The organism is Streptomyces sediminimaris (assembly GCF_047049295.1).
Classification (GTDB): domain Bacteria; phylum Actinomycetota; class Actinomycetes; order Streptomycetales; family Streptomycetaceae; genus Streptomyces; species Streptomyces sediminimaris.
In genome coordinates this window covers 4,212,571-4,236,579 of record NZ_JBJWOT010000001.1, presented here as the reverse complement: position 1 = coordinate 4,236,579, position 24,009 = coordinate 4,212,571, and the positions used below count along the sequence as shown (strand labels likewise).

37 protein-coding genes, 1 tRNA gene and 1 pseudogene are annotated in these 24,009 nt (G+C 70.0%); 14 read left to right on the top strand and 25 right to left on the bottom strand.

Annotation, left to right across the window (positions count from 1 at the left end; all coding sequences use genetic code 11):
* Positions 1-74: 74 nt before the first annotated feature.
* From ACJ9NR_RS19695 to ACJ9NR_RS19655, 9 genes and pseudogenes are all read left to right on the top strand, one after another.
* Positions 75-854 carry a DUF6919 domain-containing protein gene (locus ACJ9NR_RS19695; protein WP_412493883.1) on the top strand — a complete coding sequence of 260 codons (780 nt, stop codon included), beginning with the start codon at positions 75-77 and terminating at the stop codon, positions 852-854.
* A 27-nt stretch (positions 855-881) separates the two neighbouring features.
* Entirely contained in the window at positions 882-1,463 is a 582-nt protein-coding gene (locus ACJ9NR_RS19690) for a hypothetical protein (protein ID WP_412493882.1), read from the top strand.
* On the top strand, positions 1,463-1,672 hold the full coding sequence (locus ACJ9NR_RS19685) for a hypothetical protein (protein ID WP_412493881.1): 210 nt from the start codon (positions 1,463-1,465) through the stop codon (positions 1,670-1,672). Before ACJ9NR_RS19690 ends, ACJ9NR_RS19685 begins: the two co-directional genes overlap by 1 nt.
* Positions 1,669-1,875 (top strand): hypothetical protein, encoded by a 207-nt coding sequence (locus tag ACJ9NR_RS19680; protein ID WP_412493880.1) that lies wholly within the window; start codon positions 1,669-1,671, stop codon positions 1,873-1,875. Before ACJ9NR_RS19685 ends, ACJ9NR_RS19680 begins: the two co-directional genes overlap by 4 nt.
* A pseudogene (locus ACJ9NR_RS19675) lies at positions 1,872-2,114 on the top strand (WhiB family transcriptional regulator); the annotation flags it as partial. The gene ACJ9NR_RS19680 and the pseudogene ACJ9NR_RS19675, both read left to right, overlap by 4 nt.
* Positions 2,115-2,249: 135 nt before the next feature.
* On the top strand, positions 2,250-2,900 hold the full coding sequence (locus tag ACJ9NR_RS19670) for a hypothetical protein (protein WP_412494112.1): 651 nt from the start codon (positions 2,250-2,252) through the stop codon (positions 2,898-2,900).
* 199 nt (positions 2,901-3,099) lie between these two features.
* Complete coding sequence (locus tag ACJ9NR_RS19665; protein WP_412493879.1) at positions 3,100-3,387, top strand: hypothetical protein; 288 nt, start codon at positions 3,100-3,102, stop codon at positions 3,385-3,387.
* Positions 3,384-3,632: a hypothetical protein gene (locus tag ACJ9NR_RS19660; RefSeq protein ID WP_412493878.1), complete on the top strand. Its 249-nt coding sequence runs from the start codon at positions 3,384-3,386 to the stop codon at positions 3,630-3,632. The genes ACJ9NR_RS19665 and ACJ9NR_RS19660 overlap by 4 nt, the downstream gene beginning before the upstream one ends.
* Before the next feature lie 19 nt (positions 3,633-3,651).
* Entirely contained in the window at positions 3,652-6,918 is a 3,267-nt protein-coding gene (locus ACJ9NR_RS19655) for a phage tail tape measure protein (RefSeq protein ID WP_412493877.1), read from the top strand.
* A 180-nt stretch (positions 6,919-7,098) separates the two neighbouring features.
* Here ACJ9NR_RS19655 and ACJ9NR_RS19650 read toward each other — a convergent pair whose 3' ends face one another.
* The 3 genes from ACJ9NR_RS19650 to ACJ9NR_RS19640 all read right to left on the bottom strand — a co-directional run bounded on the left by ACJ9NR_RS19650 (position 7,099) and on the right by ACJ9NR_RS19640 (position 8,248).
* Positions 7,099-7,533, bottom strand: coding sequence for a hypothetical protein (locus tag ACJ9NR_RS19650; RefSeq protein WP_412493876.1), 435 nt, complete (start codon positions 7,531-7,533; stop codon positions 7,099-7,101).
* 317 nt (positions 7,534-7,850) lie between these two features.
* Positions 7,851-8,054: a hypothetical protein gene (locus ACJ9NR_RS19645; protein WP_412493875.1), complete on the bottom strand. Its 204-nt coding sequence runs from the start codon at positions 8,052-8,054 to the stop codon at positions 7,851-7,853.
* Complete coding sequence (locus tag ACJ9NR_RS19640; protein ID WP_412493874.1) at positions 8,051-8,248, bottom strand: hypothetical protein; 198 nt, start codon at positions 8,246-8,248, stop codon at positions 8,051-8,053. Before ACJ9NR_RS19640 ends, ACJ9NR_RS19645 begins: the two co-directional genes overlap by 4 nt.
* Before the next feature lie 172 nt (positions 8,249-8,420).
* On the opposite strand from ACJ9NR_RS19640, the gene ACJ9NR_RS19635 reads away from it, so the two are divergent.
* The gene (locus ACJ9NR_RS19635) at positions 8,421-9,716 is read left to right on the top strand and encodes an NsdA family TPR-like regulatory protein (RefSeq protein WP_412493873.1); all 1,296 of its coding nucleotides are present in this window, start codon (positions 8,421-8,423) and stop codon (positions 9,714-9,716) included.
* Position 9,717: 1 nt separating this feature from the next.
* Here ACJ9NR_RS19635 and cutA read toward each other — a convergent pair whose 3' ends face one another.
* The 3 genes from cutA to ACJ9NR_RS19620 form a co-directional block, all read right to left on the bottom strand.
* Positions 9,718-10,044, bottom strand: a complete 327-nt coding sequence (gene cutA / locus ACJ9NR_RS19630; protein ID WP_412493872.1) for a divalent-cation tolerance protein CutA — start codon at positions 10,042-10,044, stop codon at positions 9,718-9,720.
* Positions 10,045-10,250: 206 nt separating this feature from the next.
* The gene (locus ACJ9NR_RS19625) at positions 10,251-10,499 is read right to left on the bottom strand and encodes a hypothetical protein (protein ID WP_412493871.1); all 249 of its coding nucleotides are present in this window, start codon (positions 10,497-10,499) and stop codon (positions 10,251-10,253) included.
* Entirely contained in the window at positions 10,496-10,657 is a 162-nt protein-coding gene (locus ACJ9NR_RS19620) for a hypothetical protein (protein WP_412493870.1), read from the bottom strand. The genes ACJ9NR_RS19625 and ACJ9NR_RS19620 overlap by 4 nt, the downstream gene beginning before the upstream one ends.
* Positions 10,658-10,762: 105 nt before the next feature.
* Here ACJ9NR_RS19620 and ACJ9NR_RS19615 point away from each other — a divergent pair, with 105 nt between their 5' ends.
* Positions 10,763-11,005, top strand: coding sequence for a hypothetical protein (locus tag ACJ9NR_RS19615; RefSeq protein WP_412493869.1), 243 nt, complete (start codon positions 10,763-10,765; stop codon positions 11,003-11,005).
* A 213-nt stretch (positions 11,006-11,218) separates the two neighbouring features.
* On the opposite strand, the gene ACJ9NR_RS19610 is transcribed toward ACJ9NR_RS19615, so the two are convergent.
* The 12 genes from ACJ9NR_RS19610 to ACJ9NR_RS19555 all read right to left on the bottom strand — a co-directional run bounded on the left by ACJ9NR_RS19610 (position 11,219) and on the right by ACJ9NR_RS19555 (position 18,065).
* Positions 11,219-13,321 (bottom strand): zonular occludens toxin domain-containing protein, encoded by a 2,103-nt coding sequence (locus ACJ9NR_RS19610; RefSeq protein ID WP_412493868.1) that lies wholly within the window; start codon positions 13,319-13,321, stop codon positions 11,219-11,221.
* A gap of 86 nt (positions 13,322-13,407) precedes the next feature.
* Positions 13,408-13,590, bottom strand: coding sequence for a DUF6257 family protein (locus tag ACJ9NR_RS19605; protein ID WP_412493867.1), 183 nt, complete (start codon positions 13,588-13,590; stop codon positions 13,408-13,410).
* Between the two features lie 12 nt (positions 13,591-13,602).
* A complete protein-coding gene (locus ACJ9NR_RS19600; RefSeq protein ID WP_412493866.1) occupies positions 13,603-13,794 on the bottom strand; it encodes a hypothetical protein in 192 nt (63 codons plus the stop codon).
* Position 13,795: 1 nt separating this feature from the next.
* Entirely contained in the window at positions 13,796-14,128 is a 333-nt protein-coding gene (locus tag ACJ9NR_RS19595; protein WP_412493865.1) for a hypothetical protein, read from the bottom strand.
* Complete coding sequence (locus ACJ9NR_RS19590; protein ID WP_412493864.1) at positions 14,125-14,298, bottom strand: hypothetical protein; 174 nt, start codon at positions 14,296-14,298, stop codon at positions 14,125-14,127. The genes ACJ9NR_RS19595 and ACJ9NR_RS19590 overlap by 4 nt, the downstream gene beginning before the upstream one ends.
* A 5-nt stretch (positions 14,299-14,303) precedes the next feature.
* The gene (locus ACJ9NR_RS19585; protein WP_412493863.1) at positions 14,304-15,242 is read right to left on the bottom strand and encodes a hypothetical protein; all 939 of its coding nucleotides are present in this window, start codon (positions 15,240-15,242) and stop codon (positions 14,304-14,306) included.
* 191 nt (positions 15,243-15,433) lie between these two features.
* On the bottom strand, positions 15,434-15,805 hold the full coding sequence (locus tag ACJ9NR_RS19580) for a DUF6907 domain-containing protein (protein ID WP_412493862.1): 372 nt from the start codon (positions 15,803-15,805) through the stop codon (positions 15,434-15,436).
* Complete coding sequence (locus tag ACJ9NR_RS19575; RefSeq protein WP_412493861.1) at positions 15,802-16,017, bottom strand: hypothetical protein; 216 nt, start codon at positions 16,015-16,017, stop codon at positions 15,802-15,804. The genes ACJ9NR_RS19580 and ACJ9NR_RS19575 overlap by 4 nt, the downstream gene beginning before the upstream one ends.
* Positions 16,014-16,718, bottom strand: a complete 705-nt coding sequence (locus ACJ9NR_RS19570; protein ID WP_412493860.1) for a hypothetical protein — start codon at positions 16,716-16,718, stop codon at positions 16,014-16,016. Before ACJ9NR_RS19570 ends, ACJ9NR_RS19575 begins: the two co-directional genes overlap by 4 nt.
* Complete coding sequence (locus ACJ9NR_RS19565) at positions 16,715-17,383, bottom strand: DUF6907 domain-containing protein (RefSeq protein ID WP_412493859.1); 669 nt, start codon at positions 17,381-17,383, stop codon at positions 16,715-16,717. The genes ACJ9NR_RS19570 and ACJ9NR_RS19565 overlap by 4 nt, the downstream gene beginning before the upstream one ends.
* Positions 17,380-17,583, bottom strand: a complete 204-nt coding sequence (locus ACJ9NR_RS19560) for a hypothetical protein (protein ID WP_412493858.1) — start codon at positions 17,581-17,583, stop codon at positions 17,380-17,382. The genes ACJ9NR_RS19565 and ACJ9NR_RS19560 overlap by 4 nt, the downstream gene beginning before the upstream one ends.
* Positions 17,583-18,065 carry a hypothetical protein gene (locus ACJ9NR_RS19555; RefSeq protein WP_412493857.1) on the bottom strand — a complete coding sequence of 161 codons (483 nt, stop codon included), beginning with the start codon at positions 18,063-18,065 and terminating at the stop codon, positions 17,583-17,585. The genes ACJ9NR_RS19560 and ACJ9NR_RS19555 overlap by 1 nt, the downstream gene beginning before the upstream one ends.
* 182 nt (positions 18,066-18,247) lie before the next feature.
* Here ACJ9NR_RS19555 and ACJ9NR_RS19550 point away from each other — a divergent pair, with 182 nt between their 5' ends.
* From ACJ9NR_RS19550 to ACJ9NR_RS19540, 3 genes are all read left to right on the top strand, one after another.
* Positions 18,248-18,496, top strand: a complete 249-nt coding sequence (locus ACJ9NR_RS19550) for a MarR family transcriptional regulator (protein ID WP_412493856.1) — start codon at positions 18,248-18,250, stop codon at positions 18,494-18,496.
* A gap of 420 nt (positions 18,497-18,916) precedes the next feature.
* Positions 18,917-18,989: transfer RNA gene (locus ACJ9NR_RS19545), tRNA-Arg, on the top strand.
* A gap of 99 nt (positions 18,990-19,088) precedes the next feature.
* Positions 19,089-19,523, top strand: a complete 435-nt coding sequence (locus ACJ9NR_RS19540) for a DUF5959 family protein (RefSeq protein ID WP_412493855.1) — start codon at positions 19,089-19,091, stop codon at positions 19,521-19,523.
* Positions 19,524-19,531: 8 nt separating this feature from the next.
* Here the strand turns inward: ACJ9NR_RS19540 and ACJ9NR_RS19535 are convergent, their stop codons facing one another.
* The 7 genes from ACJ9NR_RS19535 to ACJ9NR_RS19505 form a co-directional block, all read right to left on the bottom strand.
* A complete protein-coding gene (locus ACJ9NR_RS19535) occupies positions 19,532-20,755 on the bottom strand; it encodes a tyrosine-type recombinase/integrase (RefSeq protein ID WP_412493854.1) in 1,224 nt (407 codons plus the stop codon).
* On the bottom strand, positions 20,752-20,958 hold the full coding sequence (locus tag ACJ9NR_RS19530; protein ID WP_412493853.1) for a helix-turn-helix domain-containing protein: 207 nt from the start codon (positions 20,956-20,958) through the stop codon (positions 20,752-20,754). Before ACJ9NR_RS19530 ends, ACJ9NR_RS19535 begins: the two co-directional genes overlap by 4 nt.
* Entirely contained in the window at positions 20,955-22,259 is a 1,305-nt protein-coding gene (locus ACJ9NR_RS19525; protein ID WP_412494099.1) for a replication initiator, read from the bottom strand. Before ACJ9NR_RS19525 ends, ACJ9NR_RS19530 begins: the two co-directional genes overlap by 4 nt.
* A gap of 138 nt (positions 22,260-22,397) precedes the next feature.
* The gene (locus ACJ9NR_RS19520) at positions 22,398-22,643 is read right to left on the bottom strand and encodes a SpdD protein (RefSeq protein WP_412493852.1); all 246 of its coding nucleotides are present in this window, start codon (positions 22,641-22,643) and stop codon (positions 22,398-22,400) included.
* 25 nt (positions 22,644-22,668) lie between these two features.
* Positions 22,669-22,863, bottom strand: a complete 195-nt coding sequence (locus tag ACJ9NR_RS19515) for a hypothetical protein (protein ID WP_389294896.1) — start codon at positions 22,861-22,863, stop codon at positions 22,669-22,671.
* A 16-nt stretch (positions 22,864-22,879) separates the two neighbouring features.
* Positions 22,880-23,071: a mobile element transfer protein gene (locus tag ACJ9NR_RS19510; RefSeq protein ID WP_412493851.1), complete on the bottom strand. Its 192-nt coding sequence runs from the start codon at positions 23,069-23,071 to the stop codon at positions 22,880-22,882.
* Between the two features lie 266 nt (positions 23,072-23,337).
* Positions 23,338-23,991 carry a DUF2637 domain-containing protein gene (locus ACJ9NR_RS19505; RefSeq protein ID WP_412493850.1) on the bottom strand — a complete coding sequence of 218 codons (654 nt, stop codon included), beginning with the start codon at positions 23,989-23,991 and terminating at the stop codon, positions 23,338-23,340.
* Between the last annotated feature and the right edge of the window lie 18 nt (positions 23,992-24,009).

Genomic DNA, 24,009 nt, shown 5'->3' with positions numbered 1-24,009 from the left:
GGGTATCGGGCCGGCCACCCCTCCAGCATCCACGAAGGGAGCGTCATGACCTACCGCACCGAAGGGGGGTCGTCATGACCGAGCCGTCGACCTCGGCCGTGGAGCAGGCCATCGCCGCCCGCATCGCGAAGGTACGGGCCGAGGGCGAGCGCAGGCGCCAGCAGCGGGCAGAACTCGCCGCGGCCCGGGCCGCAGGCCTCGGCCAGCGTCACGCGGCGAAGCTGCGCCGCCAGGCCGCAGCCGCTACACCGGCCGGTGCATCCTCGTTCCACCCGAACGGAAGGAACCCCATGCCCGACTCCCGCACCCCAGCCGGCACCGAACTCTGGCGTACCGCCCACACCCTCGAGGACCTCGGCGAGCTCACCGCCCAGTGGCTCGAGGGCCGCATCACCCACCTGCCCGGCTACTACGCGGATGGCCCCGACGAGGAGACGACATCCCTCGTGCCGCATCTCGCCGAGGCCAACCGCAACGGCTACGTCACCGACTTCTCCCAACCCGGACTCACCTACCCCGGCGGCGACGCACAGCGGGCCGCAGTCAGCGGCTTCTGCACCGAGGACGTCGCAGACCGCATCGGCGCCGCAGTGCTCCTCACAGACCTGGTCGCCATCGTCACCCCGCCCGGCTCCAGCAACCCGACCCAGATCCCCGTGACGACCGACGACGGGGAGGCCTTCACATGGGTCGGTGGCGGCATGGACGACGGCAGCATCGACGACATGTACGGCGACGACTGCCCGGACGCTGTGGAGGCCCTGAAGGCCGCGTGGCAGGTCGACATCTTCGACCCGGTGTGGGGCCGCCAGGACCTGCTGTGGGAGCGGCTGTCGGCCGTGTGGGCGCAGTAGCTGACCGAGGGAAGGAAGGAGATCGTCATGGCCTTGTCGCCGGATGCCGATCGTCATGGCGTGCCCCGCTGTGGCGGGAAGAAGAAGCAGGGCGAGGGCACGTGCACGCAGCCGGCCGGGTGGGGGACGGATCACGCGGGGGTCGGGCGCTGCAAGTTGCACGGGGGGTGTACGCCGAATCAGGCGGTTTCTGCGGGCCGTCAGAAGGCGGAGGCGGAGGCGCGGCGGGTGCTGGCTGAGCTGAGTGTGGGGCCGGTCGCGGATCCGCTGGAGGCGCTTTTGAAGCTGGCCGGCGAGGTGTTGGCGTGGCAGCGGGCGACTGCCGGGTTGGTGAACCAGTTGGACAGCATCCGCTATCCGGGCGGGAACGGTACTGAGCAGTTGCGCAGCGAAGTCGTGCTGTACGAGCGGGCCATGGACAGGGCTGTGAACGTTCTGGCGGCGATTGCCCGCCTGAACATCGACGAGCGGCTTGTCGCGGTGACGGAGCGGCAGGCGGATGCGGTGGTGTCCGCGATCAACGCCGCGTTGGAGGCGGCGGGTGTTTCTGGTGTTGAGGCGGAGGCGGCACGTAAGGCGGCGGCCCGGCATCTGAGGAGCGTGAGCTGATGGACAGCTTCGAAACAGCGGCGGACTGGCTGGAGCGCGGTCGGCCCGAGGAGCGGGATACGGCCGAGTTGGGGGCCTTGGTGTGGAGTGCGGGCGGCCAGCGGGCGTTCGAGCGTCAGGACGCGGACGCGTGGCGGCTGACCATCGTCGGGGGCGGGTCGCGGGTGGTGTACGAGGTGCTCGGGCTCGCGTTGGGTGATCTGCGGTGACGGGCGCGTTCGGGCTGGCTGCGGTTCGGCTGGAGCGGGATTCGGTGCTGGCTGAGCGGATCGGGGGCCTCATGGCGGATCTGTTGGACGGTGTCCTCGATGAGCTGCATCTGAGTGCTGAGCAGCGGGCGGTGGCGGATGAGTTGGTGTCCCGCCGGCTGGGTCTGCTGCGTGAGGCTGTGGCGGGTGGGAGCGGGCTGTGAGTGGGGTGCGTGGCCGGGGTTGTCCGGATCGTGCGCGTGCGGGTGAAGGGGGGTTCACGTTGGTTGTGGGCTCGGAGGCGTTGTGTCGTGCGGATCCGGAGGCGTACTTCGTTGAGGGTGTGCGGCCTCTGGCGGCGCGGGAGTTGTGTGCGGGGTGCCGTTATCTGGCGCAGTGCCGGGCGTTTGCCCTGGCCAGGCCGGGCCTGCATGGCGTCTGGGGTGGTCTGACGCGGGGTGAGCGGGAGTCGTTGAGGCGGCAGCGGCGGTCGGATGGGGAGCGGGGCCCGCCGGGCGGATGGGGGGCCGTGTGTAGGACTTCCGGGTGGACGTGTGCCCTCCCGGTTACCAGCAGAGTCGATCAAGGAGTAACGGGCATGGCAGTACTGATCAGTGAAGAGCAGATGCGGCAGGCCGAGTCGGAGGCCGAGGCGGCGGCCGGTGCGCTGAAGGAGGCTGAGCGGGCCTATGCATCCAACCGTGCCAGCCGGAGCGCGTACGACACCCATCAGGACGCTGTCCGTGCGGCGGACTTCGCGACGACGAAGGTCAAGGTGTTGCGGGAGGGCTGGCAGGCGCAGCAGGCGGAGCGGGACCGGCGTGCGGCCGCAGGCAGGGATGCGGTGAAGGAGATGGCCCCGCAGATGAAGGAGGTCGTGAGGACGAGGGAGGCGGCCGTGAAGGCGGCCACGGCGGCGGCTGCGGCGCTGGGTAAGGCGCTGGCGGCGCTGGACGCGCACGATCAGGCGGTGCGGGGTGTGGGTGTGGAGTTGGGCAGGCGGGGGCTGCGGAGTGTCGACGGGGAGGCGACCGGGGTGAACCTCGATGGGTCCGTCCGGGTTGACGGGGTGTTGTGGCCTCTCACCGATGTCACCGGCGTGTTGCTGACGCTGCTGGCCGGCGAGGTGAAGGCCACGTATCCGCGGCATCCGTTTGTGAAGGAGACGCATCGCCCGTTCGGGGGTGTGTCGGCGGCCCAGGGCCGGGATGCGGTGCTGGCTGCGGTGCGGGAGGCGTCGGGCCGCTGAGCGGTTGTGGGTTGGGTGGCGCCCGGTCTTCCGGCGGGGAGGGCCGGGCGCCATCGTGTTGTTGTCGTGTTACGACAATGCATGCTCGTGTGCGTCTCAGTGATACGTGAATGTTCCCATGCATGAGTTTTGATGTGTGCACGCGATTTTTCGTGCAGACCGTCAGTAAACATGCAGGTAGACACGTAAACTCGATGCCATGGCAGACGTGAATGCGCACGGTGACGCGCCCCGGAAACTCCCCCTCGATCGGCGGGTGCCGCCCCGTGAGCGCGCCGCCGTCCTCCTCGCTCTTGGTGGAACTTCCACAATCACGGGCCGTGCGCTGGGTGTGGATCCGTCCACGGTCCGCCGGTGGCGGCAGCGGGAGGACTTCCGCAGCCAGGTGCAGGCGCAGCGGCTGCGGCTGATCAGCCATGACCCGGTGGGCGCGCTGACCGCCCTGCTGGGAACGCCGGCGGCGGGGGACGACGGGATGGACCAGTGAGGGCGTCCCGGGCGCGCAGGCTGCGCCGCAGAACGGGCCGCCGCGCCCCGGCCGAGGTGCCGGGCCTGGTCCTCACCGACTACACGCCCGGGGACTCGGCGTGGGCCGACGGACTGCGGGAACAGCTCATCACCGCCGACATGCCGCGGTGCAAGGACCTCGAAGACCGGGACGGCCTGGGCTACGTCTACGCCGGCGAGGGGTATGCGCGCTGCCTGCCCTGTAGAGATCCTGGTTACGGCTAAGGACCTCGCCGGCCCCACCATGGCCCGCGTCAACGCCCAGGTCAACGGGACGAGCAAGGCGATGGCCGCGTTCCACAAGACCGCGCTGCTCGCCGGTGCCGGGTTTGCTGCGATGGGCGTCGAGTCCATCAAGATGGCGTCGAAGTTCGACGCGTCGATGACGCTGCTGCACACGCAGGCCGGCGTGGCGCAGGACAAGATGGCCGGGCTGAAGAAGGGCGTCCTGGACCTGGCGGGGAAGGTCGCGCAGAGCCCCGACAGCCTTGCCGAGTCGTTGTTCCATGTGGAGTCGAACTTCGAGTCCATGGGCATCAGCAGCAGCAAGGCGCTGAAGCTGACGGAGACCGCCGCAAAGGGCGCCACGGTCGGTCACGCCGGCCTGGTGGACGTCACCAACGCACTGACAGCGGCGGTGGCGTCCGGCATCCCGGGCGTGAAGGACTTCGACCAGGCGATGGGTGTCCTCAACGCCACCGTCGGCGTCGGCGACATGAAAATGCAGGACCTCGCCAACGCGTTCTCCACGGGCATGCTGGCCACCGTCAAGGGCTTCGGCCTGTCCATTCAGGATGTTGGCGCCGCGCTGGCCGTGTTCGGCGACAACAACAAGCGGGGCGCGGTAGCAGCCACTGACCTGCGTATGGCCGTTCAGGCACTGGCGAGGCCCGCAGCCGGCGGCGCGGACGCCCTGAAGAGCATCGGCCTGCAGACGAACACCCTGGCGAAGGACATGCAGAAGGGCGGCCTGAAGCTCGCGCTGGAGGACCTCGTCGACCGCATGCACAAGGCTGGCGTCTCCTCCAAGGAGCAGGGCCAGATCATCACGGACGCGTTCGGCCGTAAGGCAGGCTCGGGCTTGAACATCCTCGTCGGGCAGTTCGACCGGCTGAAGTCGAAGTATCCCGCGTTGACGGAGGGTGCGAACAAGTTCGGCTCGGCGTGGAAGGACACGCAGAAGACGTTCGCGTTCCAGATGAAGAAGCTGAAGGGGGAATTCGATTCCCTGATGATCAAAATCGGGTTGAAGCTGATCCCTGTCGTGATGAAGTTCGTCAAGTTCCTCAACGACGACTTCGGCAAGGTGGCCGGCCCCATCGCCACGGACGCGCTGAAGGCGCTCGGCACCGTGGGCGGCGCCGCACTGGACTCGCTGGGCGTGGCCTTCAAAATCCTCCGCCCGTTCCTCAAGGAAGTCGGAGCGGGCTTCCAGTCCCTGATGGAAGTGGCGGCCCCGTTCGCTTCGATGTTCAAGGGCGTGGCCGGCGCCATTTTCGACGCGGTCATCCCGCACGGCGCCTCCAAGAAGATCGTGGGCCCCTTCGAGGAACTCCGCGACGTCATCCGCAGGAACAAGGGCACGCTGCTGGAAGCCGCACGCCAGATGGGCGATGTCTTCATCGTCATGGCGGAGTCAGCCATGCGCGCGATGCCCATCGTGATCAGCGCCTTCCACCTGATGGCATCGACGGTCCTGTCGTCCCTGGGAATGATCATCGATGGGGCGGCGTCAGCGTTCAAATGGGTGCCGGGGATCGGCCCCAAGCTGGCGACGGCCGCGAAGGGCTTCGACGACTTCAAAGACTCCGCTCTCAGGGGGCTCGACAAGGCGGACGCCGCGGCGGCGCACTTCGCGGCCTCGGCGGTCCCCAGGCTCGAGCACAACCGGCTGAAGCTGGATATCCGGAACTGGGACGAGCAGATCAAAACCGCGAAGGACCAGCTCGGGAAGGTCCCAGCGTCGAAGCGGGCGGAACTCAAGGCCCGCATCGCGGATCTGCAGGCCAAGGTCAACGCGGCGAAAGCCAAGCTGGGGGAACTGAAGGACAAGACCGTCAGCGCAACCGCCCGGGACCACGCGACGCGGACGCTGACGTCCGTGGCGCGGCTCCTGGGGAGCCTCGACGGCAGGAACGCGACATCGTACGTGACCACGGTCTACCGCAAGTTCGTCGAGTCGACGAACGCCCCCCGGTTCAAGGCGAGCGGCGGCGTGATCACCGGCGGCTCCGGTACCCACGACGATGTGCCCATCATGGCCATGGGCGGCGAGTTCGTGGTCCGTAAGGGGCCGGCGCAGAAGCACCACGCTCTCCTGGAAGCCATCAACGACGACCGGCTGCCGAAGTACGCCCGCGGCGGCAGCGTCACGAAGTCGGAGCGGGCAGCCCGCTCGCATGCCTGGTCGGACCTGACGATCAGCCACTTCGGGCACATGGCCGGCTACCGGCACTCCGAGTTCGGCTCCGCGCTGAGCAAGCCCGGCTCCCTCTCCGACCTGGTGAACGCGTTGAACCAGTGGCGGACCATCATCAAGAAGGCCACCCATGGCAGGCAGGAGCACAGCCTGCTGCGGGCCCTGGACTCCTCCGGCCGCAGGCTCCTGAGCTGGGACAAGCAGCTGGGGAAGGTTGAAGCCTCGCTGAGCAAGGCGCGCGACAAGCTCAACAGCCTCAAGGACGCGGCTTCCCAGCTCGCCTCCTCGGTGAAGTCGGGGATCCTGTCCTCTGCGAACATCACCAAGTCCGCGTCCGCGGGCGGTGGTTCCACGCATCCGACGATCAACACGATCATGTCGCAGATGGCCGGAGACGCCGCGAAAGCACAGGGCTTCAGCAGCCTGCTCGCCACCCTGAAGAAGCGGGGCGTCGACAAGGGCCTCCTGCAGGACATCGCCACCGCCGGGCTGGAGGGCGGCGGCCTGGAGACGGCGCAGGCCCTCGCGGGCGCCTCCGCCTCGCAGATCAAGGACCTCAACAAGCTTCGCTACCAGCAGGTGAATGCTGCAGGCGCGGCAGGCAAGACGGCGGCGGACGCCTTCTACAGTACGGCGATCAAGGCGCAGGAGAAGACCGTCAAGAGCCTCACACACAGCCAGGACAGGCTGAAGGCGTCCATGGACAAGCTGACCCGGTCCATGGAGAAGATGATCGAGCGGGCGTTCAAGGGGCGGGCGGCGGGCGGCATCATCGGCGCCGCGTCGGGCGGGATCCGCTCCAACCTGACGTGGGTCGGTGAGCACGGCGCCGAGCTGCTGGATCTGCCTGCCGGGGCGCGGGTGTGGTCGAACCCGGACTCGCAGCGGATGGCGGCGCCTTGGGCGTCGATGCTGAACACGCCCCGCCGCGGGCCGTCGTACGGGCCGGGGCCGGCCGGGCAGGTTGGTCAGGTCGGGCCGATCGTGCTGAACGTCCATTTCGGCCCGCACGAGTTCGGGCAGATCTGGGTGGACACCGGCCGTAAGGAAGTCAAGACCCGCGGCGGGCTCACCGCGACCCTGGGGAACTGACCATGACGGAGGGGTGGCCGCCCCGGGTCGCGAAATGCGAAGCGGCGCTACGGATTTGGGGCCTGGGATACGGCATGCGCACCCCGCGGACGTATCCCGCCTACCAGCGGTGAGTCGACGCCTGCCGTCAGCCCTGCGACGGCCAGACCGACCCTACGAGGGCGGGGGCGGCGGCCGCTGTCACGGTGTGGGAGTGGCGTTCATCAGTTCGCCGAGGACGGCGTCGATGGCCTTGTCGAGCCCTTTCTCGGTGAGGTAGCCGCAGGGGTTGTAGTCGGGCGTGGCGTCGATGCTGCCGGAGGGGTCCTTCAGCTTCTTCACGATCCATGCGTGGCAGTCCGGGGTGAGGTTCGACGTGTCGATCTTCCGGAACTGGTCGCGGATGAGTTCGCCGGCGAACCTCTGGATTGTTTTGCTGGCGACGCCGTGGCACTGCGGCGGTCGCGTGCCGGGCGTTGCCTTGTTGCCAGCGTCGATGCCGTCCTTGAGTCGCTTGCTCATGGCAGCTTTGCAGGCGGCCGGATCGGCGACGGGGGCCGTGTTGCTGCTGCAGGCGGTGAGGAGCGGGGCGGTGAGAAGGGCCGCGCAGGCGGCAACGGCGGTTCGGGTGTGCATGGTTCCCCCTGGACGAACGTGCTGAAGAGGGCATCATGCGCCGGGCCGGGGATGCGTCGTGGGCGGTGTGTCCGTGTTGTGACACGGCAAGGGCAGGCGCGCGGAAGGGTCTCTCCGCCGGGAGACGGGCTTGCAGCCGGACAGTGTGGGGCGCCTCCAGCGTGCGCCGGAGGCGCCGGGCCTTCCTCCGTCCCGGGGAGGTGAGGAAGACCGCTTGTGCTCGCCTCGGCCGGCGCGCTTCCCAACGGCTGGCCGAGGCGAGCGTCTTGGGCCCGTCCGCCCACTCTGGCACGGGGGTACGTGTGCGGACGGGCGTTTCAGGCGCGCAGAGCGCGGTGGAGCAGGACGCGCGCCACGATCCGCACCGCGTCCGGGTCCGGGCCGACCAGGTCGGCGTGCGCGCGGTGCGCCCACACGTCCCAGCCGGGCCCGCTGTTGCCCATCTCGTGGCCGAGGTACACGGCGTCGGCCGGGTCGTCGATCGGCTCGTCGCAGTGCCGGCACACGGGCCGGGCGGTCATCGGGCGGCCGTGCGGTGGCAGGCGCAGCGGCAGCGGCGCACGAGGGTGATGGCCGGGGCGCCGGGCATCGGCACGTCGGCGAGCTGGGTGCACGTGCCGTGCAGATCCTCGTACCCGGGGCGTCCGGCGAGTTCGCACTCGACGGACAGGGTCTGCTCTGCCGCTGTCGGCGGATGGGTGGTATCAGTTGCCATGTCGGCGCTCCTCGGAAGCGTTGGCCGCGCCCCGGGAGGCCAGCACCTCGCCGGGGTCTCAACGCTCCAACCCTGCGAGGGCGGACGGCTTCTGACTTCCCGCCGGGGGGTACCCACCATGGGGGTACCCTCCCCTCAGACCAGCCCTCGTCACAGCGCCGTGAGGCACCTCATGACCGGCAGACAACCGCCCACCGCACTGCCCGAGAGCCTCCTCGTGCGCCCGGACATACAAGCCGCCCTGCACACCCACGACTTCGGGACGGTGTTCCTCCTCGCCCGCGCCGAGGCCGGCATCAGCTACTCGGCCATCGCCGCCGAATGCGGCATCAAGCCCGAACGCGTCGGCGCCCTCGCCAGGGGCCGCGGCCACGTCACCACGTTCGAGAAGATCGTGCGTATCGCCGACGCCCTCCGCGTGCCCGGGCACATGGTGGGCCTCGCCCCCAGACCGTGGGAGCAGCCGCCCGAGAGCCCGTCTGCGGCGCCGCGCCGGGAGTTCCTCAAGACGTCCGCAGCCGCCGGGCTCGCCGTCGGTCTCCCCGAACTCTCCCGCCCTTCGACGGGCGGCCGGGTCGGCGGCGACCTGCCCGAGAAGCTGCGGCAGCGCACCGCCCGCCTGCGGCGCCTGGACGACGTCCTCGGCGGCGGCGACACCTACCGCACCTACCTCGGCGAGTACCAGGCCACCAGGGCGCTGCTGCGCCACCGTACGTACAGCGAGGAGACGGGGCGCGGGCTGCTGTCCGTGCTCGCCGAGCAGGCGCAGCAGGCCGGTTGGGCGGCGTTCGACAGCGGCCGGCATGCGGAGGCGCGTGGCCTGTACGAGGCCAGCCGTACGGCGGCCGTGGACGCGGAGGATGCGGCCCTGGCCGGGAACGCGCTCGCGTTCCTCGCCTACCAGGGGCTGCGGGGCGGCCGGCAGGACCGGCAGGACGCCGTGCAGACCGCGGCCCGGTCGTGCGCGACCGCGGGCCGGGACGCGGCGCCCGGGGTGCGCGCGCTGCTGTACGAGCGGCTCGCGTGGGCGCATGCGGTCGCCGGGCAGGCCGAGGAGACGGAGCGTGCCCTGGAGACCGCGCGTGCCGCGCTCGGCGAGGCTGCGCCGGCGGCGCAGCCGGATTGGGCGGCGTGGGTTGATGAGACCGAACTGCAGATCATGACCGGCCGCTGCTGGACGGAGCTGCGCCGGCCGCTGCGCGCGGTGCCCGTCCTCGAGACCGCGCTCGCCCGGTACGAGGACGCGCACGCCCGCGACAAGGCCCTGTACCTGTCGTGGCTCGCCGACTCCTACCTGATGGCCGGGGAGGTCGAGCAGGCCGCCACCGTTGCCGGGCGGGCGCTCGACCTGTCGTCGGGGGTGGCGTCCGTGCGGCCGCGGGAGCGTCTGGCGCCGGTCCTGGCGCGGCTCGGCGAGCACCAGGCGCTGCCCGCGGTCGCCGACGTCCTCGAGCGGGCCCAGGCCTGAACTACTCGGCGGGCGCGGTGTTCGCGGTGATCCAGTCGAGGCAGCCCTTCGATCCGGCTTCGATGGCGACGGCCGAGACCTCCGGGTTCTGCCAGGGGTGGTGCTTCAACAGGTGGGTCTCCAGTTCCGGGTAGCGGGCCCGGGTGGTCTTCAGCAGCAGCTGCCACTCCTCGCCGGTGCCGAACTCTCCGTCGTGCCAGAACGCGGAGGTGACGGGGCCGATGATCTGCGCCCCGGCGGCGAGCCGCTCGGCGACGGCGGTCCGGGCCAGTTCGACGGCCTGCTCGCGGGTGGGTGTGGCGGTGGATACCTGAAGGAAGTCAGCCATGCGCGGGAGCGTATGCGGGGGCTCCGGGCACGCGAAAGGCCCCCGCCCTCGAGAACCCGGGGCGGGGGCCGCTGCTGGTCGGGAAGGGTGCCGCCCGCACGGGCGGAGACCGAAGCTTTGCGAGGTTCAACCTGAACCCCGCGAATCCGTGCCGCCCGCACGGGCAGAGACCGAAGGCAGCTCAGATGGGTTCTTCCCGGCGCCAGCTACTCGCCGTCTTCGTACATCTCGCCGCTGAGGATGTCCCGTGCCATGCGGGCAATCATGTCCCGGCGGGTCGCGGAGCCGGTGGTCGGCGCGGGGTAGTCGGCGGGCAGGTCGCGCTCGACGGCATCGACGATGTCGTTCACCTGGAACGTGATGTCGGTGTCCGTGGCGAGATGGGCGACGTTCTCGACCGCCTTCTCGGTACGGGCGATCAGGTCATGGACCAGGGCCTCATAGGGGTCGGTCATGCGGTTCGTCCTTCCTGGTCCTGCTGTTCACGTTCGACCTGCTCGGCGATTGTCATCGGCGGGCGCGTGTGAAACTCGCGGACGAGCCGGCCTCCGTCTGTGCCGTCGCGGTGGACGACGCGCACGCGTACCGTCCGGGTGTTCTGCTGCTCGGTCATGGGCTTCTCCTTCTCGATCACTCGCCGCTTCGCTTCTAGCATACCTTCTAGCATCACTTCCGGTATAGTTTCCAGCATCACTCTAGCGGTGCGGGAGAAGCGACCATGAACCTGAACGAGATGACCGAGCAGCAGCGCAAGGTGCTGGAGAACAGGCTCCGCCGGGCAGCCGAGCGGCAAGGGCTCCAGCTGACGAAGTCCCGGGCGCGTGATCCCCGCGCGCTCACCTACGGGACGTACATGCTCACCGACATCGCGACGAACGCGATCGTGGCCGGCGACACCCAGAACGGCTACGGACTCGACCTGGACGACGTCGAGAAGGCCCTCACCGAAGACCGCGACTGACACGCACGAAGGCCCCCGGACCGTGCCCAGTGGAGTGCGGGCCTGGCCGGGGGCCTGGCCGTGCGGGGAGGGAGGCAGCGGAGGGGAGTCCAGCACCCAGATTCCGGGGGTCTGGACGTCTCTCCGCCGCTGCCTCCCTTGCCTCCCTAACCTGTCGTTTCCGCAGGTCATGCCGAGGGAGGCAGGGCAGGGAGGCAGGTGGGGAGAACTCCCCTACTCCTCGTCGCCTCCCTCGTCGCCGGCGTCCTCCTCCCGGGCTGCGATCGCGTCGAGAATCCGGTCGAGAGAGACGTGCATCTTCCCGCCGGTCTTGTAGTCTCCGTGACCCGCGTCGTCGAGGACCGCCTTCAGATCCCGCGGCGACCAGCTGCCGTACTCGACCGGGTTGCGGTCCTTGAGACCGTGCAGCACATCGAGGGTGAGCATCCGCGTCTCGTGCCCGAGGACGGCCGCGATGTCCGCAAGGTGGTCGACCGGGACGAACTCCGGCGCGTCGGTCGGCCCGCTGCCCTCGTACAGCGCCATGGCCCGCTCAACGACCGGCGTCACCTCGTCGATGCCCTTCTCCGCGTCCCGCTGCACGTAGTACGACCGGATCACCTCGAACGGCTTGGACGTGAAGCCCACCGTCACGGCGGTGCCGATGTCGACGCCCGGGATCAGCTCGGTCGCCCGCACGCCGGCCTTGTACCGGCCGGAGCCGAGGAGACCGTCGTTGGCGACCTGGTCGCCGACCGCGAACGCCACCCGGTGCGAGGTGTTGCGGGTGACGTCCCGCGGCAGGCTGTCGGCGGTCGGGGAGACCGTCGTCCAGATGAGGGTGATGCCCACCTTCCGCGCCTTCTTCATGACGCGAATGGCCAGCTCAGCGGCCTCTTTCCCGTAGTCCTTGTCCATGAACAACTCGTGGCACTCGTCGAAGACGACGACGCGGGGCCGCATCCGCGGGTCTTTCAAAGCCAGTTCACGGGTCAGCTTCGGCGACTCGCCGCCGAGCTCCTCGAGGAGCTTGCCGCGCTCCGTGACCTCCTGGACCAGAGTCCGCAGCCGGTCGAGGGCCGCTTTCAGCTGCTCCTTGTCATCGCCCTTCACCAGGGTCTTCAGCCGCGGCTTGAGCGGGTCGTAGTCGATGTTCGTCGCCATCACGTACACCTCGGCCTCGACGATCGGGTCGAGGATCGCGCCGAGCAGCAGCGTGACGACGATGGACGTCTTACCCGAGCCCATGATGCCGCCGACGATCCAGTTGGACGCCATCAGCTTGCCGATGACGGGGTCGCCGCGCTGGCTGAGGGCGACCGGTACGCCCTTGAAGTAGTCGACGCTGCCCTCGTGCAGCAGCGGCCACGGCGGCACCGGCCCGTTCAGGGAACCCTGGTCGGCAACCCACAGGTCGAGGACACCGGGCATGTTCGGCGGCTCCGTCGGCCACGTCTCGACCGGCTTGCGCATCAGGTTGTGGGCCAGGACGTTCTTCTTCGCGTTGACCATCTCAACGGTGACGCCCAAGGGCATCTGCAGCTGGGTGTGATAGCCGTTGCCGAGCCGCGTGGTGGGCTGCACCCAACGCGGCTGCCATCCCTCCTTGATAGCCGCGTTCAGCGGGGCGATACCCAGCTTACCCAGGGCCCGCATGATGGCGTTCTCATCAGGGAGAACGTCAAGATCTGCCGTGTCTGCGGGCAGGGCCCACGTGGGGGCGGTGCGCTGCTTACGCCCGACGGCCCACACCCCGAGCAGGGCCAGCACGGGCAGGGAGTACAGCAGCGGCTCGAAGACGACCGACGCCAGGAACGCCACCCAGCCGACGAACTCGACGGCCGCGTTCAGCGGAGCCAGCACCTGGCGCACGTCGTGCTGATACCAGGCGAGCAGGACACCGAGGGCGAGCAGCAGGCCGGCGCCGGACGCGAGCGCGGACGCGAGGGCTTTGGGCAGGGTGAGCGCCATCTGCAGCAGCTCGGTGCGGCGGCGATGCCGGGTGAACCGGTAGACGTGGGCCCGCTGCTCCCACTGGCGCACCAGCTCCTCGTTCCCGGACGCCTCAGCGATACGGATCATCCGGTGGTGCAGGGACGCGGTGCGGGACTCCCACGCCCGGCGGGTGAGGACGCGGGTTCCGCCCCACAGGTAGGCGCCGTGGCGGACGGTGAACCGGTAGGCGGGGTGCTGGCGGGTGTCGACGAACACGCGGCGCAGTGAGTCGATGCGGATCCGGCGGCGTGGCCGTGGCGGGTCTACGGGCTGCTCGGTGGCCGTCTCGGGTGCGGGTTTGGTGAGGTCGACGGCTGGCGGCTGGTCAATGATCTCGGTCATGCTGTGATCTCCGGTCGCTTCACAGGTTGATCGGGTGCACGGGGCGGCCGACTGCTTTGGTCGGTGGCGGCCGCCCCGTGGCGGCGCTACTTCTTGCCGTTCTTCTTGCGGCGCTCGGCCCGCTGCTCGATGCGGCGGACCTTGTTCTGCAGGTCGCTCAGGTCGACGTCGGGGCCGGCCATCCCGCGCTTGGCCATGCGGGCGTGCAGGAGGACCAGTTGGGCTTTCTCTCCGCCGGTGAAGTCGCGGAAGTGCAGGTCATCGGCCATGGGTTCCTCTTTTCAGCGGCGGCGCGGGTAGCTGTGTCCGGTAGGCGGGTACGGGTCGGTGATCACGTCGCTGATCAGGCCGTCCATCACGACGTGCGCGAAGTCGGAGTGTTCGGTCTCGAACGCGACGTCTCCGGCATCGAGGAGGCGGCGGGTACGGTCGTTGTCGTCGGCCGCGGTCTCTGCCCTGCGGAAAATCCCCATGTCAGCGGCCCTTCCTGACGTCCTGCCACATGGAGCGCAGGACCAACAAGCAGACCGTGACGCAGACCCCGCCGACGGCGACGGCCACGGCCAGCACGGCGGCCGCCATGGCGAGCCCGGTGAGCGCACCCGCGCCGACGATCCCGAGGACGACGTAGCTGGCCGGGATCGCGGGCATCCGCCGAGGTGCCGGAGCGGCCGGCGGCGGGGCGGGCTGGGGCTGCGCGGCCTGCTGCGTGGCCAGGACGGCGGCGACAATCCGCGCGACGTCGGTGTTCGCGGCGGCCTCCCGCGCCGCCTGCTCGGCCTTCTCCAGCGGCGACGGCTCGGTCATCGCGTCCACCTCCGCAGGCGGGTCGAGCGCAGGCCGGCCGCCAGGCCGAGACCAAACGCCACCAGGACGGGCTTGGACAGGATCACCGCGGCGACGGCGACGACGACCGCGAGCAGGGCCGGGTACAGCAGCAGGACGCCGAGGACGACGCCGAGGAGCAGCCACTTCACGGCGATCACTCCCCACCCTCAGCGAGGGCCTTCTCACGGTCGTACAGGGCGTCGATGACGTCCCAGCCGCCGGTCAGGCCGCGCGCGTTCATCTCCGCCCGCATCGCCTCCCGGAACTTCCGCTTCGACGGCGGCGGGTCGGTGGCGTACAGCTCGACGGCCAGCAGGGCGACGGCCCGACTGTTCGCCTCCCGCGGACCCTCCAGCGGGGGCGTGCCGGAAACGTGACCGACGACCGTGCCGGGGAGGGCGGAACCCCCCGCGCCATCTGCGGGTTCGTCGTCCGGCACGCCCCCGGCGAGGAGGGCCTCCAACTCGCGGTCGGAGACCAGGGCGGGAAGGTCGGTGTGCCAGTCCGGCACGGGGTGCTGGTCGAGGGTCTCGGCGTACGTCTCGTACGCCTCGAAGGTGGTCACCGCGGCGTCCGCCTCGGCCTTCCTCGACCGCTTCACGATGTCGGCGGCGGCCTTCGTTTCGTCGGCGCGGGCCTGCGCGACGGCGCGGGATACGGCGATGCGGTCACGGGTGACGGCGCGGGCCCGGTCGATGGCGGCCTGCGCGCGGGTACTGATCCGGGTGCGGTCCCGGTCGATGGCCATCACCAAGGTCATCTTGGCGAGGACGGGGACCAGGCCGCCGACGATCGCGGCGAGGACGTCGCCGACGAGGAGCCCGTGCGTGACGAGGATCGCGACGGTCAGCGGCAGGAACACCCAGCCGATGACCTGGGGGAGGCGGGCGCTGGAGCCCTGCCGGCGGTGGGCGGTCTCCATGGCGAGCCCGTACAGCCAGACGGCGTCGTAGAGGACGGCGACGGAGTACGCGAACGCGGGGTGTGCGGTCGCGGTGAGGATGCCGCCGATCGCGGCGACGGCCCACACGACGGCGACGGCGGTGAGGATGCTGGGCAGCACCCAGGGGGCTGCTTTCCGAATGGGGTTCATGCTTCGCCTACCTGTAGTTCGGCGGCGCGCACGACGCGGTGCGCGCACAGGGTGACGGCCTCGCGGTCGCGGCGCTCGTTCGCTTCGAGCAGCGCGGCCATCAGGGCGGACAGACGGGAGGGGCCGGGCCGACCGGCAGGCCGCGCGGATGGCGGCGTGCTCGGTCGGCCGGCGTACGGCGGCGTGCCGCTTCACTGGCCGTCTCCGGCGTGGAGCGCGGCCAGCTGGTCGGCGAGGTCGCGGAGCTGGTCGGCGTGCGCCTCGAACGTGGCAGCGAGGTCGTACACGCTGAGGGGGGTGAGGGTGTGGGCGTAGTCGCCCTGCTCGATGTACAGGCCGATCGTGCTGGGCTCGCCGGGGGGCGCGAACGGGGCTTGCGCGAGGAACGCGGTGAACAGCACCTCGCCGTGGTGGCGGAGCAGGTGCTCGGGGCCTTTGTGGCCGATCTCGACGCGGTAGGTGTCGGGCTGGTGGTCGGTATGCCCGGTACACCAGGCGGGCTCGGGGATGGTGACCGGGCCGTGGTCGCTGGTCTGCAGCGTGACGGTGCTCGGCGTGCTCACTGGCCTTCACCCCGTTCGGCCTCCATCGCGGCGGCCAGGCCCCGCAGCCGCATACGCAGGGCCACAGCGGACCGGATCATGTCGGCGGTGTCGTGGATGTCGGCGGCGGCGGTCTCGTCGAGGACGCGGGCGGCCATGGTGAGTTCGGCGGCTACGTCGAGCGGGATCGGGTCGCCGTCGTAGGCGCCCAGGGTGACGGTGCCCGTGGTCACTGGCCCTCACCTCGCTGGCGGGCCTCGGCGCGGCTGAGCTGCTCCGGCCGGGTGCGCGGGGCGTCCGTCATCCACGGGAACGGGCGGATGGTGTCGGCAGCCTTGAAGACGCGGATGGCTGCGCCGTCGGGGGCGTCGGGCAGGGCGTAGACGCGGCCGCCGTCGAGGGAGGCGAGGAGGCGGGCGCCGTGGTGCTCGCAACCGTTGGCGCCGGCGTTCGCGGCGTCCAGCACGGTTACGACGACCGGGCCGACGCACGGCGTCGGGTCCTCGGGATGAGCGGCCGGGCAGCGCTGCTCTCCTCCAGGGCTGGAGGAGAGCTGTCCGGGCCGCTTCCAGCCTCCTCCAGCGGTGGAGGAGGGTACGTCTGGCTCGGCGTCCAGTAGCTGCGTCTCCTCGGCTGTGGCCTGCTCGGTGCGGGCCTGCCACGTCGCGTACCGCACGGGGTGCTGGGCGGTCCACTCGCGCAGCCGCATCGCGGTACGGGTCAGGTCCCCGTGCGTGAGGCAGAGCTCGACGAGGACGCGGGTGTCGGTGGCCCGTTGGGTGAGGAGGTCGGCGCGCTGCTTGTCGTCGACCGGCCGGTCCGCGAGCGGCACGTCGAGGGCGGCGTGGATCGCGGCGAGCAGGTTGGCGACCGGGCCGGGCAGGGCGCCCACCGGGGTGGTGGGCGCCTGCACGTGGGCGGTGCGGAAGGTCACGACGACGCCTCCATGTCCTGGCCGGCGGAGGCCGCGTATACGGCGCGGGACCGGACCAGTTCCGCGTGGACGCGCCGCAGCTCGGCGACCCGTTCGGCGAGGACGTTGATGACGGTCGCGAGGGCGTCCGGGTCGAGGCGGTCGACGTAGTGCTGATCGACCAGCTCGATCACCGCGTACGGCAGGGTCTCGGCGACCGTGTCCGAGAACGGGCGGACCTCGAGGAACGCGTTGAGGACGCGGGCGTCGATGGGGTCGCCCTCGGCGTCGACCGGCAGCGTCACGGCGTCCTCGTTGGACTGTGTGGAGCAGGTGATGTCCCCGGGGAAGGTGGGGGTCACCGTGTCGCGGTCGTGGTCGGTGGTGCAGCCGGGCAGGCAGGTGACGGTCACCGGCCGGCCGGTCGCGCGGTTCGTGAACGCCCAGGTGTGCGGCGGCAGGGAGGGCCAGGTCGCGGTGAGTTCCCTGGTGGCTCGGGCGCAGTCGGCGCAGTGTCCGTACCGCTGTCCGAGGGGGCCGGTGAGGACCTCGACCGAGGGCCGGCCGTCGTACACACAGGTGGTGGTCGGGCGGGAGAGGACCGGCTGCAGCCGGGGGTGCTGCTCGATGATGCGCCGGTTGATGAGGGCGTCGGCGATGGGGTCGATGATGGGGCGGTTCCTCATCGGGCACCCCCGGTGTGGGCGTGGGTGAGGCGGGCGGCCGTGTCGGCGGCGGTCTGCCGGGCCAGTTCGGGCGTGTAGTGGTGCGGGAGCGTCTTCCGCATGGCCGCGTCGACCGCGGCGGGCAGCACGGCGAGGAGACCGTCGAGGGCGGGGCGCGGCGCGGCCGGGGTGACGACGCTGGTGACGGGGTTGGTGCTCATCAGGCAGCCACCTCCGCCAGGGTCTCGATGCCGGCCGGGGTGGTGTCGACGAGTTCGACCTTCAGCGACGGCGCGCACGGCTTCATCGGCACCGGGCCGAGGCCGAGGCGCTTGTAGGTGGCGGTGATGGCGGCGAGGTCCGGGGTCTGCCTGGAGGACGGGGTGCGGAAGATGCGCCACGTGCCGTAGATGCCGGCGGGCAGCTTGTCGAGGACCTTGCGGGCGGCTCGCTTGCCGCGGTCGGCGCGGCGGGCCTGGTCGGCGGCGCGCTCGTACTCGCGGGCGGCGGCCTCGATGGTGGCGGTTTCGGGCATCTCGTCGGCGCTGTAGATGTCGGCGGGGTCGGGGGCCTCGACGGGCTCGACGTCGGCGGGCGCCTCGGGGGCGATGGAGCGGATGGCGTCGGCGGCCGACTCGACGAGCGCGCCGATCAGGCTGCGCACCGTACGGGTGGCGCGGGGCGACGTGAGAAGGTTGAGCATCGGTTCTCCCTGTTGCTGCAGGTGGTTCCGTAGGCCCTCGCCCGGTGCTCCAACACCGGCGGGGGCTGCTTGCGTTGTCGGCTGGCTTCCCTGCCAACAACTCAACCTTAGGGAACATAATGTTCCGTCGTCAAGCGCTCTGACGCTAGACAACGAAGCAAGTTTGCGTAACATCAGGTTCCATGACGATGGATGGAACACTATGTGCCATGGATAAGCGATCACTGACGCAGGTGGCCTCACGCTTCAGGGAGGCCGAGGTGCGCGCCGAGATCCTGCGGCAGGAGCTGGCGGTCGCGATCAGGCAGGCCGATGCGGACGGCGTGACGCAGAAGGACATCTGTGAGGCCACTGGCTATACGCGCCAGCAGGTGCGCCGCATCGTGAAGGCCGGCGACGGCGAAGATGCCGAGGCGGTCGCTCCCGAGTGAACAGGGTGCACGCGTAGGCGGTCGGCACAGATGGCACGCCGATGGCACCAAGAGGCCAAGGGGCGTTCCGGCGGGGACCAACACCGTCGGATGGCGCATCTGCTGTGATCTGCGGCGGAGCGTCTGGGGCGGTCGGGGTCCGTCGCCGTCAGACGAACCCCAACACACTGCTAATGCGGTTTGGGTCTTAAAGCCCATCGAGGGTTCAAATCCCTCCGCCTCCGCCCCTGATCGACATGATCACCGAAGCCCCGGTCCACGGACCGGGGCTTCGCTGTTCCCGCAGTCGCCTGCACGGCCCTTTCCGCAGGTCACAAGGGGTACGGCAAACGGATTTCACATGGCGGCGGCAGTCATGTAATGTTCTTCCTGTCGCCGCGAGCGGGCCCAAAGGACCAGGATCGGCGAAAAACAGAACAAGCACTCGTAGCTTAACGGATAGAGCATCTGACTACGGATCAGAAGGTTGCAGGTTCGAATCCTGCCGAGTGCACGCAGCTCAGAAGCCCCGGATCACTCCGGGGCTTCTGGCGTTTCAGGGGCGTACAGCAGCGAAGTACAGCAACGGTTGATGTCAGCCGGAGGAGGATCCTTGATCGGGAGCGTCGAGCCGCTCGACTTGATCGTCCTGGACGACGGTGTGCAGAGCGTTGCCGTCCGGCTGCTGTCCCCGGCTCCGGAGTACGGCTACTACGACGCCGAGATCGTCATCCGAAGCGGCTTCGTGAACGCGATCGTGCGGACAGGCTTCAACGCTGGCGATCTCGACGACTGGGCGGCGCTTCTGGAGGCGGTCGACGAAAGCGCTGCCGACACCGACGAGCCCGATGACGTCTTCGCCGGCAACTGGCCCGCCGAGGGGCGCACGGCGTACCTCACCCTCATTGCGGAGGACCCGTACGTCGTCGAGGTGCACGACGCGCCGAGCACTCAGATTTCCGTTCGCGTCCCGATCGACCTCAAGGGCGAATGGATTGAGGCGTCCCGAGAGCGGCTGGCCGCTGCGCGACGGGCGCTTGACGCGTAGCAGGGCGTTCATGACTGGCCCATCACCTGAGACAGCCTGCTGACTGCTGAGCGCACTTCTTCTTCGCTCGCTTCCGCATAGACCTCCATCGTCATGGCGATCTGCGAGTGCCGGAGGATGCGCTGAGCCACCTTGGGGTGGACCTTCAGGGCGACCAGGAGCGAGCTGCACGTGTGCCGGGTGTTCCGGAGCGGGATGACCCGGAGGCCGGCGCGGCGGGCGCGCAGGGCGAACATGCGGGTGAGATTGCCCGGCTCGATGGCCGTCCCGTACTTCGTGGTGAAGATCAGGCCGCGGGTGTCCTGCCAGAGCTCCCCGGCCGCTTTCTGGTCGCCGGTCTGCTGAGCGCGGCGCATCCGGAGCGCCTTGAGACAGAACTCGGGGAGCGGAAGGAAGTCGTCGGACTCCTCGGTCTTGGTCTCCCGGTGGAGGATCTGACGACCCGCGCGCTGGATCTGATGATCCACGTACAGCTCACTGCTCTCGAAGTCGATCGACTTCCAGGTGAGGCCAAGGACTTCACCGCGGCGGAGCCCCAGGCAGAGCACCAGCACCCAGGCTGCGAACAGCGGATCCTCCCGAGCCACGGAATCGGCGAGGAAGCGGCCCGCTTCTACGACGGACCACGGCTTGATCCGTCGGCGACGAGGCTTCGGGACCTTGACCAGGGAGGCGACGTTCTTGCTGATCTCCTCCTCGGTCACGGCGTGAGTGAGCGCGGCTCGTAGCGCGTCGCGTGCCGCCTGGACGATTCGGCGAGACGGGTACGCCTCACAGCACTCACCGATGGCACAGCACCGCTGCCGGTCCTTGGACCGCTTGGCGTCCTTGCCCTGAGCGCAGCACTGGCAGATGCCGGCCAGCTTGGTCAGCCATTCGCGGACGTCCCGGACGGTCAGCTTGTCGAGCCGCTTCGTGCCCAGGTGCGGGGCGATGTAGAGCCGCACCGAGCCCTCGTACGAGACGTACGACAGCGGGGCGAGGTTGGGTTTCACGATGGAGTCGAGCCAGTAGGAAAGGAAGGCTTGTACCGTGCGGTGGCGGGTCTGAACGGGTCCCTTGGTGGCTTCGTTGTGGAGCTTGATCCACTTCTCGTGCGTGTCCTCGCGGGTCTTGCCGTACACGTACTTCCGCTTCCGCTCGCCGTCGGGGGTGGTGACCCAGACGTAGGCCGCGAAGCCGTTCTTGTACGGGTAGATGGAGCCTTCGCCGTTGGCGCGTTTGCCGCTCATGCCGCCCACTCCTCGGTGCCGGCCGCGCAGCGGTTCACGTACTCGTCGACCCACGCCGGGAGGATGCGCCGGTTGCGGCCGACCTTCACGGAGCGGATTTCGCCGCTCAGCACGAGCGCCTTCGTCTTGGAGAGGCCGAAGCCGAGCATCTCGGCGACCTCGGCCGTCGTGTGCCACTTGCGCTGGATCGTCGCGGTGGTCACTTGGTCGGCTCTCCTTCGGTTCCGGGGGCGGGTTCGAGGGATGCGGCAAGCCAGGCTTCGGCGTCCGAGAGGCCGGTTCCGGCGAAGACCCAGTGGGCGAGGACGTATGTCGTCTCGGTCTCGCGGCCGTTGGCCGTGGCTGCTGCGGCTTCTGCCCGGCGCCATTCGGCGCGGGCGTTGCGGAGGGCGCCGAGGGTGGTGGAGTAGCGGCGGGACTTGGTGGAGAAGTGGCCGCGGAAGCCGAGCATGTGGGCCCAGGCGCGTAGGCGGAGGTGTTCGAGGCTCTTGCGGGCGCCCAGCGTCCAGGCGGTTCGGACGAGACGGCGGGCGTGGTCGCTGATGTCGAGCTGGGCGAGTTCGGCGGCGAACTTCAGGGGGCGGTCGAGAGCTCCCGTGGCGGTTTCGGCGCCCTTGGTGGCGTACTTGGCGATGTAGGCGGCGACGGCGCGTTCGGTGAGTTCCTGGCCGTCGTTGAAGTCGGCGGATTGGATGGTGCGGACGTCGAGTTGGCGGCCGAAGGTGAAGGTGTGGGTGCGGTCGTCGATGGCCGGGCCGTCCACGCGGACTTTGGCGGTGGCGGTGCGGATGGCGTCGGTGAGCAGTTCGGCGGTGGCCCAGGGCGGGGGCGGGGTGTCTCCGCCGGTTGGGCCGTCGATGCGGATGACGGCGTGGAAGTGGACGGCGCCGCGCTTTTGGTACTCGGCGACCTTGGCGAAGGAGACGCGGGCGTGTTCGCGGAACCGGCGCTGTGACAGGCCCGCCCGCTTGGCGACCTCGCGGCGGAGATAGGTGGAGAAGCGCCGCCACAGTGCGCCCGCGTGTGCGTTCCAGAGCACGGCAGCGTCGTAGTCGTAGGTGTCCGGGTTGAGCGGGGTGCCGAGTGCGTCGTCGTCCTGGTCGTGTGGGACGCCGCAGCGGCAGGTGCGCCCGCTGGATGGGCGGTTGTGGACCGGGCCGAAGCTGGGGGCGGTGAAGGTGGCGAACACGCGGGGGTGGGCGGCGACGTGTTCCGGGGTGCCCTTGCCGCCGCGTAGGCCCGAGGTGATCAGGTGGAAGGTGTCGCGGCGGTAGACCTCGGCGCAGGCCGGGCAGCGGGTGGTGCGGCGGTTGTTGCAGCGGACGAGGAGTTGGCCGGTCGGGAGGGTGGTGGAGTCGAGGTGGTGGAGGACGGCACCGATCTCGCCGGTGGTGGTGTCGACGCCGTACTCGGTGCGGTGGCCGTCGAGGCGGATCGGCTGGGTGCAGCCGCCGAGGCTGGAGAGCTGGCGGAGGATACCCGGGAGCGTGCCCTGGGCGGCCAGGTTCGCGACTTCCGGGAGTGGGGCCGGTGTGGAGCGGGTGAAGATGGCGTTCTCCTTCTGACTGGCTCGGTCGGTAGGAACGGCCCCGGGGCGGCGATGCCTGGTCATGCGGCGCCGCCCCGGCGGCCGGAAGTGCGGTCAGTGCCGGTGGTGTTCGCGGAGCAGGGAGCGCAGGACGACGGCGGCGACGGCTACGGAGATGGCCGTGACGGCGACGGCGGCCAGGAGCGCGGTGAGGACGACTCCGCCGACGACCAGGGCGACCACGGCGTTGCGGTCGATGGACACCGACGGCAGCGAGTGGCGTACGGGTATCGGGTCGGTCGGTGCGTGGGTGTGCGCGGGCGGCGGGGTCGGGCTGTCGGGGTACTTGGGCAGGAGCACGGCGAGCCCTTTCTCATCTACTCGTCTAGTTATGTGAGCCGTTTATGACGTCCACGCCGGAGCGCGTGCCGGACTCGATGGCCGGGGCCATGAAGGTGTGGGAGAGCCAGAAGCCGAAGAGGGCGATCAGGACGACGACCCAGGTACGGACGCCGAGGAACTTGACCGCTCCCCAGGCGAAGAAGCCGAGGACGAAGACGAGCGGGAGGCTGACGGTCACGGGGCGGCGGATCCTTTCAGCGGACGGGGCAGCGGTGGGTACGGGCGGCCAGTTCGGCGGCGGCGCGGTTGTCGTAGTCGGCGGAGAAGCCGCAGCGCGGGGCGGTGCAGGCGGCGGTGTGCTTCTCCCGGCCCCGGCCGTCGTAGGAGGTGCCGACCTGGACGGGGCCGATGCGGGTGACGCTGCGGAAGCGGCGGTTGGCTGGCACAGCCGGTTTCCTTTCCTTGGTTCGCTTGTCTGGGGCGCGCGGACGTGCGTAGATGAGCGGCATGTCACGAGGGGCGCGGCGGCTGGCCGCCTTCGGTTCGGCCGCGTTGGTACTTGGGCTCGCGTGTGTTGGGGGAAGGTGGTGGGTGGGCGAGTCCTGGGCCACCGTGATCACCATGTGCTGCCTTGAGGTACTGATCATTTCGGCCGTTGTCGGAACCCGGCGAGTGTTGCGGAAGCGGTAGAGCCTCCCGACGGGGCCCGTCTTCAGAGCTGTGCGGCGATGGCTTCGGCCATGGGAGCCGGGACGCCGAGGCGGGTGCGGAGGGTTGGGGCGTCGATCGGCGTGCCGGTACGTGTGTGGTGTTCGGCTGCGACCTTGCGGGCGTGTTCGACCAGGGCGGCCGGGACCGGAACGGTCGGGACCGAGACGGTCGGCCGCTCGGACAGGGCTTCGATGGCCGGTTGGGCGGGTGGCTCAGGAGCGGATTCGGGTGCGTCCTGCCGGTCCTCGACGACCTCGACGGCGGGTTCGGGGCCGTCGCCCTGCTCCACGGCCGGGGCGGAGTGGGCGAGCAGTGTGCCGCCGAGGAAGGCGATGGCGGGCCAGCCCGCGACGAGGATGCGCAGCCAGGCCGGCACCTGATGCAGGTCGAGCAGTCCGGCGGTGGCGACGTTGGCGCCGAGGGACGCGGTGAGGGCGATGACGAACCAGCACCAGGAGGACGCTTTGCCGCCCCCGGTGCGCAGTCGGCGCCAGGCGGCGACGAGCAGCAGGTCGACCGAGACGGGGTAGGCCCACGCTTTCCACCCGTCCTGTCCGGCCGCCGCAGCGATGTCGTGCAGGTGGGCGAAGGACAGCGCGGCGGCAATGAGCGCCTGGACGAGCACCGCGTCGACACGGGCCAGCAGGGCGCGCATGATGCGGCTCCTTCCGGG

Bases quoted from the DNA above. Each gene is read 5' to 3' on its own strand.
- ACJ9NR_RS19695 (WP_412493883.1), top strand. From the start codon at position 75: ATGACCGAGCCGTCGACCTCGGCCGTGGAGCAGGCCATCGCCGCCCGC.
- ACJ9NR_RS19690 (WP_412493882.1), top strand. From the start codon at position 882: ATGGCCTTGTCGCCGGATGCCGATCGTCATGGCGTGCCCCGCTGTGGC.
- ACJ9NR_RS19685 (WP_412493881.1), top strand. From the start codon at position 1,463: ATGGACAGCTTCGAAACAGCGGCGGACTGGCTGGAGCGCGGTCGGCCC.
- ACJ9NR_RS19670 (WP_412494112.1), top strand. From the start codon at position 2,250: ATGGCAGTACTGATCAGTGAAGAGCAGATGCGGCAGGCCGAGTCGGAG.
- ACJ9NR_RS19665 (WP_412493879.1), top strand. From the start codon at position 3,100: ATGGCAGACGTGAATGCGCACGGTGACGCGCCCCGGAAACTCCCCCTC.
- ACJ9NR_RS19655 (WP_412493877.1), top strand. From the start codon at position 3,652: ATGGCCCGCGTCAACGCCCAGGTCAACGGGACGAGCAAGGCGATGGCC.
- ACJ9NR_RS19650 (WP_412493876.1), bottom strand. From the start codon at position 7,533: ATGCACACCCGAACCGCCGTTGCCGCCTGCGCGGCCCTTCTCACCGCC.
- ACJ9NR_RS19645 (WP_412493875.1), bottom strand. From the start codon at position 8,054: ATGACCGCCCGGCCCGTGTGCCGGCACTGCGACGAGCCGATCGACGAC.
- ACJ9NR_RS19640 (WP_412493874.1), bottom strand. From the start codon at position 8,248: ATGGCAACTGATACCACCCATCCGCCGACAGCGGCAGAGCAGACCCTG.
- ACJ9NR_RS19635 (WP_412493873.1), top strand. From the start codon at position 8,421: ATGACCGGCAGACAACCGCCCACCGCACTGCCCGAGAGCCTCCTCGTG.
- cutA (WP_412493872.1), bottom strand. From the start codon at position 10,044: ATGGCTGACTTCCTTCAGGTATCCACCGCCACACCCACCCGCGAGCAG.
- ACJ9NR_RS19625 (WP_412493871.1), bottom strand. From the start codon at position 10,499: ATGACCGACCCCTATGAGGCCCTGGTCCATGACCTGATCGCCCGTACC.
- ACJ9NR_RS19620 (WP_412493870.1), bottom strand. From the start codon at position 10,657: ATGACCGAGCAGCAGAACACCCGGACGGTACGCGTGCGCGTCGTCCAC.
- ACJ9NR_RS19615 (WP_412493869.1), top strand. From the start codon at position 10,763: ATGAACCTGAACGAGATGACCGAGCAGCAGCGCAAGGTGCTGGAGAAC.
- ACJ9NR_RS19610 (WP_412493868.1), bottom strand. From the start codon at position 13,321: ATGACCGAGATCATTGACCAGCCGCCAGCCGTCGACCTCACCAAACCC.
- ACJ9NR_RS19605 (WP_412493867.1), bottom strand. From the start codon at position 13,590: ATGGCCGATGACCTGCACTTCCGCGACTTCACCGGCGGAGAGAAAGCC.
- ACJ9NR_RS19600 (WP_412493866.1), bottom strand. From the start codon at position 13,794: ATGGGGATTTTCCGCAGGGCAGAGACCGCGGCCGACGACAACGACCGT.
- ACJ9NR_RS19595 (WP_412493865.1), bottom strand. From the start codon at position 14,128: ATGACCGAGCCGTCGCCGCTGGAGAAGGCCGAGCAGGCGGCGCGGGAG.
- ACJ9NR_RS19585 (WP_412493863.1), bottom strand. From the start codon at position 15,242: ATGAACCCCATTCGGAAAGCAGCCCCCTGGGTGCTGCCCAGCATCCTC.
- ACJ9NR_RS19565 (WP_412493859.1), bottom strand. From the start codon at position 17,383: ATGAGGAACCGCCCCATCATCGACCCCATCGCCGACGCCCTCATCAAC.
- ACJ9NR_RS19560 (WP_412493858.1), bottom strand. From the start codon at position 17,583: ATGAGCACCAACCCCGTCACCAGCGTCGTCACCCCGGCCGCGCCGCGC.
- ACJ9NR_RS19555 (WP_412493857.1), bottom strand. From the start codon at position 18,065: ATGCTCAACCTTCTCACGTCGCCCCGCGCCACCCGTACGGTGCGCAGC.
- ACJ9NR_RS19550 (WP_412493856.1), top strand. From the start codon at position 18,248: ATGACGATGGATGGAACACTATGTGCCATGGATAAGCGATCACTGACG.
- ACJ9NR_RS19535 (WP_412493854.1), bottom strand. From the start codon at position 20,755: ATGAGCGGCAAACGCGCCAACGGCGAAGGCTCCATCTACCCGTACAAG.
- ACJ9NR_RS19505 (WP_412493850.1), bottom strand. From the start codon at position 23,991: ATGCGCGCCCTGCTGGCCCGTGTCGACGCGGTGCTCGTCCAGGCGCTC.